Origin of the sequence: Bacillus sp. LK2 (genome assembly GCF_001043575.1) — a bacterium.
Taxonomy (GTDB): Bacteria; Bacillota; Bacilli; order Bacillales; family Bacillaceae_G; genus Bacillus_A; species Bacillus_A paramycoides.
On the sequence record NZ_LDUK01000073.1, the window covers coordinates 1 to 11,174 of the forward strand.

Sequence of the window (11,174 nt, forward strand, 5' to 3'; positions counted from 1 at the left end):
ATCTTATATATATTAAAAATATAAAGATAAAACTTATATAGGACGAAGAAATAGGTGTTTCCTCTTACTGTAACAAGGCTTTTGAGCATACCATAGCGTAAAAAATCATAAATAGAAGAATCTAACGACGGAAAAATAGGATTTGTTAAGATATAAAACCTACAAATAATCATAAATGACATATAGCGTCTCTACATAAAAACTGAAACAAATTGATACATGATTAAATATATTTATTCAAGCCCTAAATTTCGAATTCATCTACTGTATATCCACAATTTCACAATACTTACTCACAAAGCATTCACAATATAGGCTAACTAATCAACACAATTAGAATTTGTCACATTACTCACATAAATATTGATGATTTTTGATAGGTGAAGTGCAAAAATCCCTTTATTTCAATAATAATTACATAATATTATTCACATTAGGTTCTATTTATCTACTTACCCACGGAATTTAATATTTTTCTTATGATTTTTTGTAGGTATTTGTATGTATTTTAGATGAAAATAGCATGCTTATTTAAGCAGAGGTGTGGAAAATTAGTTAATTGAAGTACAGTTTTGTATAGGAATGTATAAAAAAAGACCCTATTATAAATAGAATCTAGTAAAGGTACCTATAAGAAGAAATCAATAGAGGGCTTTTATAGAATGAAATCAACACGAATAGCCCTCTATTTATAGTTTTTTCAAAAATAGAGAGCGGAGTATCGTTAATTTTTTTCTATGACTTCAAGTACTTGTTCGGCTGTTGTTACATGAATACCAGCGCGTATTAATTGTTCAAATGCACGCATAAATGTAATCAAATTGAACTCATCTGGTATTTCAATAACGCGAAGCTTTTCCTTAGGTAGTCGATCTATCTTTTCAATGAACAATTCGCGAACATCACTCGGAATAAAGCGATCTTTATGTCCTCTTGTTTTTAGAAGTTCACGTATTTCTATTTCTAAAGCCATATAAGCATTTAGATTTGTACCTTGTTCATAGGCGTACTTTCTAAACAATGTTTCTTCTTGATACTTTAGATAGTTACGGTGATATGATTCCACTGTAACAGGTACAGCAAATTTGGATTTTAGTAATTCATATGTTTTACGGAACAACTTTTTGATGTTTCGAAGGGAGTACATAGAGAAATGTAATCCGAAATCAAATACAGCTTGCTCTTTTTGTTCTTTTGGAACATGTTGTGTAATAAGAGGGTAAATACCTTCTTTTGCTGCTGTATCAAGAATTTGATATTGTGATGTTTGATTTAATAGTTTCTTCAGTGTATACACTAACTTACTTGGATATTCTTCATTACGATCTATCATGTCACGTAAGCCACGAATAACACTTCGAATCTGTCGATGGCAAGTATACTTAAGTACATGAATAAATTTATTCATGTCTTGTGCAAATTCACCGATATTCAGTTCTTGTAGCACAGATTCAATAAAACGTGCTTTTCGTGCATGTGTAACCTTTGGCGTGAATGGATCACGATACTGTATTTCCCCGGCTTCTCTTGTACATAAGAAATCTGTATGTAAGGATAGATATAACGTCGTATATCTTTTTTTATTTTTAACCCCTTTTTGTAATTTGCAAATTTTGAATAGGGGAGTCCCTGTACATGGTAATGCAGTTGTTAGTTCTGTCATAACTGCACGGATTTGATGTGGGTATTTCTTATGTAAAAAGCGGTACATCCCACCAAAATGAGTTGTATTTCCTCTTTCATCTTGTTTATCTAGGGAACGTTTTAAAGTCGTTTCGCTGTGCTGTTGCATAGCAATGTCCAGGAATAGTTTCTTAGCTGCAACTGACAGCTCAAAGAATGCCTTTGTAAATACCACTGGGCTAATATAAACATAAGGGTTTACCTTTTCAGTTTCTTCGTTCATAAAATGAGTTAGCTTAATGGTAGAGCGGCCATCTAATTCATTTTCTATTTTAATAATGTTATGTAAACTTAATTTCTTTAATGCAATATAGAATTGAGAATGCTGTATATAAGCAAATTCTTCTTTATATTGCTTGTAATCTTCCCACATCATATGTACTGTTACATTTGGAATAATCCCATTCGTGTAACATTTCTTGTGTAGATATAAGAAGACTTCTAAATCTGCATTTGTGATGCCATATAATTTATGTTTTCGTCCCATTGTTTCTGAAATAGCAGATAGTGTACGACGTGAAAAAGATGGTTTCGCCTGAGCCACTAAGCCGTCTACATCAGCAATACGTTCTTCATATGTCATATGATCGAGAATATCCTCAAGGTATGTATCTTTATAGCTGTAGTATTTCTCTTCAAAAGCTTCAACAAGTTTTTGCCAAGATTTTAATGTTACGAGAACTGCATTTGTATCTTGTCCATTTAGACTACGTTGATTACGAATAATAAATGATTGTCCCATCTTTTTCACCTCCTACACATAAATCCAGAAATATATGCCAAAATACTATAAAATATACCAATTATGATTATAACAAATCGAAATTTGATGAAATACGCCCCTTTAAGAGAAAAAATGAAAAGATGAAATGCGCGTTAATCCCTTGTATATCAAGGGATTTGAAGATTTATCAATTTTTTTTTATGGACATCATACCGCTACAGATTTTCATCTTTCTAGATAATCGATAAATCATTAGAAAGAACCTCATAAACATTGATGCAACAATGTTTATGAGGTTCTTTTATAAATACAAAAGGGACATCATATGGCTATAATTTTTCATGTTTTCAGATATGCAATTATGCATAGAGTAGCCTTTAAACGTTGGTATTAAAGAGTTTGAACTCAAAATTTTAAATTTTAAAAGGGACATCATATAGCTAAATCCTTTTCATCTTTTTATAAAAAAAGGGACACCATACCGCTACAGGTTTTCATGTTATACAAATAGTCGAAAATAAGATCAAAAGGCAGTGAATGTATGATATCAAAGGGTTTATAGAACATTTAAGTCATGCAAAAGGGACATCATATAGCTATAAATTTTCATGTTTTTAGATATGCAATTATGCATAGAGTAGCCTTAAACGTTGGTATTAAAGAGTTTGGACTCAAAATTTCAAATTTTAAAAGGGACATCATATTACTAAGAACTTTTCATCTTTGTATGAAAAAAGGGAAGTCATATCGCTACAGGTTTTCATATTATATATAGCTAAAAATACAACCAAAAGGTAGTGGGTGTATGATATCAAAGGGTTTATAGAGCATTTACATTATTCAAAAGAGACATCATATAGCTATAAATTTTCATGTTCCATATGTAATTACAAAAGAAAACCTATTATATCAAGCTTTATCCCTTTTTTCTTAAAATTGTGTAGTTGAATGGGGAATGATACAGCTACAGATTTTCATGTTTATGAAAAATGGCACTAATAGAAGCAGGATCTATGAAAAAAACTAGGATATTACGCTAGCCTTTGAATTAAGTCGTATTTGGATTTTACAAATTGATTTGGTCTTGTATAATCATTAAAAGGGATGACCATAGGTATGAACATTAAAATCCTGTAAAGGTGTAACGTAGAAAACTTCAAATAGAATATTCTAAGTATCTTTCTTGTTATGTGGAAAGGGACATCATATGGCTAAGTATTTTCACGTTTAAATAACACTTATTAAATTTATATAAGGAGAAAAATATATATGGAAAACGTTCTACAGTTGTTTAGGGACGCATTATCAATAACAGAACCACTTTATAAACAGAACGAGCAATTGTGGCATAAATGGAATTCTTACTATGTAGACGTTGAAGCAGATAATAGTAAAATTGTAACTTCTGAATATCTTTCTCCGTCATTTTCAATGCTCGTACAGTGGGTGAAGCAACAACAAGGAAAAGGTATTTCATCTTTAGATATATTTAAAAATATAGATACTTACAAAGTAACAATTCATGAGACAATAGACGTCTTTATAGCTCAAGAGTTTCGTAACGAAGAAAAGGCTAATACTGTAACACCTACACCAGTAATTGAACCTGATGCGAAGATAGCACATGAAAATTATTTAGAAGTAAATAATTCCGCTGTTTATTATAAGCTAAGAGATGGGATAGCAAAGAATCAATTTGAGGAAGATGAAAATACAAAATTAAAATCATATCCCATTGAAGCGAAAGATAGTAATGGAGTAGCACAGCTTTCATCTCATAAAGACGAAGATTTAAGGCTAACAAATATTGAAGAAGCCGCAAGGTGGAACACATTAGTAGATGGTGTAATGAGTAATATGGATGATTTAACAGCGGACGTATTAGATACCATCACAATTCAATGGCTAAATGAAGCAAATTCACCTGATGAATTTATTGATTTTTCATATGAACAAGTTTTAGAAATGTGCAGTATTTCAAAAGCAAAAGCAAATGGTGTTGAATATTATAGAGTGGAAGATAAGATTAAGGTAGCTAAACGTATAGCAGCTCTAGCAAGTATTTTTATATACTTAAATGATGAGAATGAAGTAGTTGTACTAAATGATCGCGCTGAAACAGGTAAACATTATGAGGTAAAGCGTGAAGTCATTAAACGGTTATTTGTATTAGATTCTGTAGTGCTTTGGAGAGATAAGAATACAAATGAATACATGGGTATAGAATCGTGCCGAATTAAACCGGGAAGTTTCTTATCCAGTTATCTATATGGATCTAATAGCACTACGGCACTATTATCAAAAAAGGCCCTTGAGTATAATAGCTATAGACACAAGTATCATAAAAGATTAATTCGTTATTTGACATGGCAGTGGAGAATTCGTCAAATGTTTTCTAACTTAAAAAGGCCCTATTCTATAGGGGGAGATAAAGGATTATTAGCGGTAATGGGTATAAACCAAAAGCAAAAGCCTAACCGTATTCGTGATCAATTAGAAAATGTTTTGATTGATTTAGAAAAAGAAGGTGTCATTTCTCATTGGGGATATGATAAGGGATTAGATGAGGATCAATTGATGAAGAAAAATTGGTTTAAAAAATATTATTCGCAGTTAGGAATAGTAATACTACCACCTAATGAATTAATTCGTTCAATGGAAAACTTAGCAAAGAAGAAGGCTACTGATGTAATCCATTCAACGGAAAGCCTAGCGAAGAAGCAGACTATTGATGTAATTCCTAGGGATAATCAGCCAGTAAAAACTGAAGAAAAGCCCTTAGATATAAATAGAAATGAACAGTTAATTCGGGATAGAATAGAATTTATGCATCGGAGAAAGAACATAACTATGCGGGAGCTCTCAGCAGAGATAGGCATATCACAGCCCACTCTTTCAAGATTCTATAATAAAAAAACAAAGCGTCTCTCTGGAACTGCGAGTGACAAATTAAATCAATGGTATAAAAGACAGTTAATTATTGATAAGATGTAAGTTGAAAATTAAAGTCTAAAAAAAAGAGTCCTATTTCTAGGACTCTTTTTTTAGAGTATTTACATACCAATTACCAATTGAACTATCCCCACTTAGCTACGCTTGAAGCGTGGGATTCCTACGAACACCAGCGTAACCGCTAGTTATTTAGAAGGCTTCCCCCACCACAGAGCGGCAAAATTACCGACGAAAATTACGAGCCCTACGTGACGCAACAAAGGATAGGACATGCATGCATGAAGATATGTACATATTCATTATTGAAGTTATTAATAATAAAATGTATTATTGAAAAGCACAATTTATAATTCAAGTAATTAAGACTATGTATTCATAATAAATTAAACATTGAGAAATGATATTATTGTCTAAAAATGAGGTGGAATTAATAGAAACAGTACATATTAAATGGTATGGATCGTATAGTTTAAATGATCTTTATAATAGAGAAGAAGCTTCTAAGAAGGGGATTTTTGCAATCTTTAGAGTGCATGCTAACAAAGAAACATTGTTCTATATAGGAAAAACCAAGAGGCACTTTATACAAAAGATAAGGGAACTTAATAACGATTGGTTTTGTGATGAAAGCGAATTAAAGATTAGATTAGGAATAATAGAATTCCCTAGTGGTGAAAGTTATTCTGAAAAGAAAGTAAAAGAGATAAAATCCCTTTTGATTTTACGACATACCCCATTAGAAAACGACACATCTTTAGTATACTATAGAGGGAAGTTTAATTTGAAAATTATAAATAAGGGAAGAAGAGGTTTAATTGCTAAAAAGCTTTCCACAGACGATCTAATGTGGACATAAATGGAATCACCTTTGAATAAAATTGAAGGTTTCTTAAGTGCAGAAGCTTATCAATTTTTAATTTATTAAACTATTTTTGAATAACATATGTCAGATGCTTGAAAAAACACAAATTTTATTATTATATAGAATCCTGTATGGGAAGTGTAGTTCATTTCTATTATTTAATAAAAATATTAAGAATTATAGGGACAATGCATAAAGATTAGAGGAGAAAATAAACACGGAGGTTTGAAGAATGGGACAAGGAAGCAGGTTTCAACAAAAACAGGAAAAACAACAAAGTCGTCGTCAAAAGGGGATATTTAATATCGCATTTAGTTTAGTATTAGTGACAGTTGGTCTAGTGACATATCAGTTGTTTTTCCCTTCTGATACATCAAAGAAAGCAATTGCTCAAGAAAAGAATGCAACAAAGATAGAAAAGAAGCAAAGTGAAGATAAAGAAGCAACAAAGATAGAAAAGAAGCAAAGTGAAGATAAAGAAACAACAAAAATAGAAAAGAAGCAAAGTGAAGATAAAGAAGCAACAAAGATAGAAAAGAAGCAAAGTGAAGATAAAGAAGCAACAAAAATAGAAGAGAAGCAAAGTAAAGATAAAGAAGCAGCAAAGATAGAAGAAAAGAAAAGTGAAGATAAAGAATTAGCACAGTTAGAAGCGAAACAAAAAGCAGAAGAATCGGTAAAAACGAACGGAAATGAAAATAAAGAAGGAGAAAAAACGGTATCTCAAGAAAAGGGTTCTCAAACTAATTCTTCTTGGAAGCCAATTGGTACAGAGCAAGGAGCAAAACCTGCAATGAAATTTAAAGAAGGAACAGTAGATTGGAATGAGATGAAAAAAGCAATTTCTTATGCTGTTGATGTTCCAGAGAGCCAATTGATTTTCGATTTTATTGGGAATAACGGTAATAATAAAGCCTACGGTAATGTACGAGATAAGCAAAGTAATAAAAAATATAAGGTTGATATTGATTGGGTAGAGAATCAGGGTTGGAAACCAGCATCTGTTCAAGTGATAAAATAAATAATGGAAATGTGAGAGTGTAATATAAACCGTGTAAGTAACCTACCATCCTAGGTAGTGGGTTACTTACACGGTTTTTCTTTTTCTAAAATTATTACGAAGGAGTGGTTACACTTATGGTTTACGATAAATTCGCCAAACGTATTGAAAAATACAGTATTTACCTATCGTAATTTAAATGCTTCGTTTGTTCAATAAGATAATTTGATATATCTGTGTTGGTGCCACTCTGCAAGAGGAATTCCACTAAATCTTGCTTTTGAAGAACAGGATTAATAACGGCTCCATCTAGCTGACTTAGAATCTGAACAATGCCATGATGTGAAAAACTCTTGATTGCTTTAAAAAGTTCTGCATCACGTTTCTTTCGTTCGGCGGATTCTGCAGGATACCCAGTATTGAACGGTTCTTCAAATAGTTTCTCAAGCGTGAAGCGAAGATTTAATTCGCCCGCCCAACCGAAGTTCAATCCAAGCGGCAGTGATGCACAGTTTCCGTTATTTATCCTACCGAATAGGAATGCATCTGTTGGAGTGGGCAGATAACCACTAATGACATTCGGAAGTGTATTACAGGCAATCGACATACCAACACCGCTACTACATCCAGTGACGACAAAATCAACTGCATCTGAATTTAGAAGTAGACCAACAGCTAGAGACACTTGGATATAGCTCAACTCGGATTCTTCAGCTGTAACACCAAAATTGAACACTTCATGTCCATGCTTCGCCACAGCCTTTTTTGTCTCTTCAAAAATCAGTTCATTTTTGCTAGTTTGGGTACTTGCTTGTATCACCGCTATCTTCATTCTTCCACGACCTTTCAATTTAATTATCACACAAACCGAAAGTCAAATGTAGTTATTGAATTTGCCGATTTTGAAATACACTACATAATATAGAAATATCCCTTTGTAGAAATAGGGATATTTCTATATTATAAAGAAGCTTATAGTAGTGAAATGTGGTACATACAATGGAATGAGCAATTTATATGACGCCAGTAATTTTTCAAAGGCTCCCCCCTATACCTCCATTTCCGACAGCATAGACAGGGATATAGGGAAATATCTAATTATAGAAATAGGGATATTTCCCTATTATAAAGAAGCTTAAAGTAGTGAAATGTGGTACATGCAATGGAATGAGCAATTTATATTATGCCAGTAATTTTTCAAAGGCTCCCCCCTATACCTCCATTTCCGACAGCATAGGCAGGGATATAGGGAAATATCTAATTACGGAAATGGGGATATTTCCCTATTATAAAGAAGCTTAAAGTAGTGAAATGTGGTACATGCAATGGAATCAGCAATTTATATTACGCCAGTAATTTTTCAAAGTCTCCCCCCCTATACCTCCATTTTTGATAGCATAGACAGGGATATAAGGAAATATCTAATTATAGAAATAGGGATATTTCTGCATTCAACAAGGATTAGACCTTTTTTATTTTTAGCTATATTAAATAGCGTTGTTGATACTTTTCCGTTCTCTGTCGAAGAAACTTATGATAAACTTAAATTATCAAATTTTACCAAATTTACATATGTTATTCCACTAATTGGTATAGGGGGTTACGGGATGAAGGAAAATTTAAAAGTAGCATGGATAACTTCTTGGTTTGCCCTTTTGGGTCAATTAGTATTTTTTACAGGATTGTCGTTACTCACTGAAAATTGGCGGTTTACAATGTGGAGTTTAATGGTCAGTACGATTGTAGGAGTTCCAAGTATAATCCACACTTATAAGTTCCAGAAAATTGCGGATACAAAAAGGTAGAAGGTGCCTAAGTAGGTTTATACCTATCCTTCTATTATATCAGCTAAGGAGTTCATTCCTTGTTCAATATACGGAGTCTTTAATGGAATAAGAAAGGAAACTTCCGGCAAAATTGGAGTTTCCTTATTTTTATTGGTTCTGGTGCAAAGATAAAATAACAGAGAATATGGCTTATATATTTCTAGAGGAATCCTATTTTATGTTGTAAGCCCAAACAATCGATGGATGAATTTTTTCTGGTTTTGAACAGACTGAAGCCTTAAATCAATCTGTTCTTTTTTAATCATATGCATAGCTTCCACTCCTGCAAGAATGGATGTAGCTGTGCAAAAAGACTTGAATCCTAACATAGAACGTACACGTTTCTTAATAAAACGATGATCTTGCTCTATAATAGCATTCAAATATTTGAGCTATCAGATTTGAATGCTTGCGGGGTGTTTTTAATCAAACTTAATTTCAAAGTTACACATTTTTAGGTGGAGAAATAGGAGTATCTTCGCTATGTATGGTAACAAAGTAGGGATATATAGAAATATAAACTTATAGGAATAGGGATATTTCTATATTGCGAAGGAGATCATAGTAGTGTTATGTGGTATATGAAATAGAATCAGTAATTTATATTGTTCTAGTAACTATTCCAAAGCGCTCTCCTATACCTTTATTTCTGTAACAAAGGTAATGACATATAGAAATATCGACTTATAGAAATAGGGATATTTCTATATTATTAGAAAAGAGCACAGCGATGATATGTGGTGCATATTATAGAATTAATGGATAATATCTAAAGCATTGATGTCAAAAGAGATTAACTACTTTGAACTACTCACCACTTAACGTCCTTACGGACTGTTTGAAGTGGGAGATTCTTAATCTCGCATTGCTCCCGCCTTTCGGGAAGTCATTGCACCTTGTCCTTCTCTTACATCTTTTTGAATTTCTTGTTTAACAATCTTATTATTTACAAAAATACACTCGGTTTATCCCGAGTAATTGAGCGAATTTCACGTAAAGTAAAAGGGGGTTAAATTGAATAAGTGGTTTCTGATTTTAGGAATATCCAATAGAAATTATTCAACAATCGGGCGCTTTAATGGAATAAGGATCACTGAAATGATTAGACTTTTTTATAAAAGAATGATTCAATTAAATAAATTAAGAGTGTGTTTTGATCAATCTTTTTTCAAAACATGCTCTTTCTTTTTGCTCATTTATCAAGGTTATTAGTATCAATTTGACCAAACATTATTTCAAAGCTACATTTGAAGAAATAAAAAGAAGGGCGCTAATAGCTCAAAAGTAATGGCGTCTTAATACTGATCAGTGGTTTAGTGTTATTGTAGCCAAGTACAAAGAAGATATTAAATAGTTAGCTTAAGAGACAAAGCGATTGATGAGGGAATATCATAAGGGAATTGCGGTGATGAGAGGGACGAGAAAGTCGTGGAAGAAGTTCTGGTGATGATATTTTTAACTACAAAAGTATAGAAATATCCCTATTTCTATGTAGGGATATTTCTATATTTCTAAATCTCTGTTAATAATTTAAATTTCCTCTTCTGTTCGGGAGTTAATTGATTTTCTACATAATGATGTATAAGTAAATCTATTATTTCATGAGCATATTTCTTATTAGTAAGTTTCATTAGTGCTCCAAGCTCTTCTTTAGATTGACTAGAAATTTTAATACTACCTTGTTGGTTTTTAAATGTCTTTTTCTCTTGCTGAGTCACTTGTTTTTCTTCATTTATAGGTGGAAAAGTAGGAGTATTCTCTTCACTTTTTGTTACAACTGGATCCTCGTTTGGAATATAAGGATCTATTGGGTTAAAATTGCTCTTTTTTCTGCCTAATAATCCAGGAGTTCTTGCCATGTTATACACCAACCTTCATACTTTCAAAAACATTGATACGAGATAATAATTCATCACTAATTTTTTCGTATAGTTCTATTACATTTAAATCATGTCTATCATTTTCAGTGATACCGTTAACATCAAACCTTTTAATACGTTCCATCTGTGGAACGATATGTTTAAATAGGTTTTCTTCACCAAAAATTTCACGAGCATTTTCCATAATGTATTCATCCACTTTGCCATTATTTTTTAATAGCACTGGAAGAATACCTACAACTTCAAT

8 protein-coding genes and 1 pseudogene are annotated in these 11,174 nt (G+C 32.2%); 4 read left to right on the forward strand and 5 right to left on the reverse strand.

The annotated features are described in order from the left end of the window. Positions 1-724: 724 nt before the first annotated feature. Positions 725-2,425: a hypothetical protein gene (locus tag VK90_RS26435; protein WP_048376498.1), complete on the reverse strand. Its 1,701-nt coding sequence runs from the start codon at positions 2,423-2,425 to the stop codon at positions 725-727. Positions 2,426-3,676: 1,251 nt separating this feature from the next. On the opposite strand from VK90_RS26435, the gene VK90_RS26440 reads away from it, so the two are divergent. The 3 genes from VK90_RS26440 (at position 3,677) to VK90_RS26450 (ending at position 7,242) form a co-directional block, all read left to right on the forward strand. Then, positions 3,677-5,401, forward strand: a complete 1,725-nt coding sequence (locus VK90_RS26440; RefSeq protein ID WP_048376500.1) for a helix-turn-helix domain-containing protein — start codon at positions 3,677-3,679, stop codon at positions 5,399-5,401. 379 nt (positions 5,402-5,780) lie between these two features. Continuing rightward, positions 5,781-6,215 carry a hypothetical protein gene (locus VK90_RS26445; RefSeq protein WP_048376510.1) on the forward strand — a complete coding sequence of 145 codons (435 nt, stop codon included), beginning with the start codon at positions 5,781-5,783 and terminating at the stop codon, positions 6,213-6,215. Between the two features lie 238 nt (positions 6,216-6,453). Next, positions 6,454-7,242: a YrrS family protein gene (locus VK90_RS26450; RefSeq protein ID WP_048376502.1), complete on the forward strand. Its 789-nt coding sequence runs from the start codon at positions 6,454-6,456 to the stop codon at positions 7,240-7,242. Positions 7,243-7,402: 160 nt separating this feature from the next. Here the strand turns inward: VK90_RS26450 and VK90_RS26455 are convergent, their stop codons facing one another. Next, a complete protein-coding gene (locus tag VK90_RS26455; protein WP_048376504.1) occupies positions 7,403-8,053 on the reverse strand; it encodes an RpiB/LacA/LacB family sugar-phosphate isomerase in 651 nt (216 codons plus the stop codon). 493 nt (positions 8,054-8,546) lie between these two features. On the opposite strand from VK90_RS26455, the gene VK90_RS30990 reads away from it, so the two are divergent. Then, positions 8,547-9,026 carry a hypothetical protein gene (locus VK90_RS30990; protein ID WP_231595968.1) on the forward strand — a complete coding sequence of 160 codons (480 nt, stop codon included), beginning with the start codon at positions 8,547-8,549 and terminating at the stop codon, positions 9,024-9,026. 197 nt (positions 9,027-9,223) lie between these two features. On the opposite strand, the pseudogene VK90_RS26465 reads toward VK90_RS30990, so the two are convergent. The 3 genes and pseudogenes from VK90_RS26465 to VK90_RS26475 form a co-directional block, all read right to left on the reverse strand. After that, positions 9,224-9,439 (reverse strand): annotated as a pseudogene (locus VK90_RS26465) (DDE-type integrase/transposase/recombinase); the annotation flags it as partial. A 1,119-nt stretch (positions 9,440-10,558) separates the two neighbouring features. Then, entirely contained in the window at positions 10,559-10,906 is a 348-nt protein-coding gene (locus VK90_RS26470; protein ID WP_048376506.1) for a hypothetical protein, read from the reverse strand. Position 10,907: 1 nt separating this feature from the next. Beyond that, on the reverse strand, positions 10,908-11,174 hold a 267-nt coding region (locus tag VK90_RS26475; RefSeq protein WP_048376508.1), incomplete at its 5' end, for a ParA family protein.

Bases quoted from the DNA above. Each gene is read 5' to 3' on its own strand.
- VK90_RS26435 (WP_048376498.1), bottom strand. From the start codon at position 2,425: ATGGGACAATCATTTATTATTCGTAATCAACGTAGTCTAAATGGACAA.
- VK90_RS26440 (WP_048376500.1), top strand. From the start codon at position 3,677: ATGGAAAACGTTCTACAGTTGTTTAGGGACGCATTATCAATAACAGAA.
- VK90_RS26450 (WP_048376502.1), top strand. From the start codon at position 6,454: ATGGGACAAGGAAGCAGGTTTCAACAAAAACAGGAAAAACAACAAAGT.
- VK90_RS26455 (WP_048376504.1), bottom strand. From the start codon at position 8,053: ATGAAGATAGCGGTGATACAAGCAAGTACCCAAACTAGCAAAAATGAA.
- VK90_RS30990 (WP_231595968.1), top strand. From the start codon at position 8,547: ATGGAATCAGCAATTTATATTACGCCAGTAATTTTTCAAAGTCTCCCC.
- VK90_RS26470 (WP_048376506.1), bottom strand. From the start codon at position 10,906: ATGGCAAGAACTCCTGGATTATTAGGCAGAAAAAAGAGCAATTTTAAC.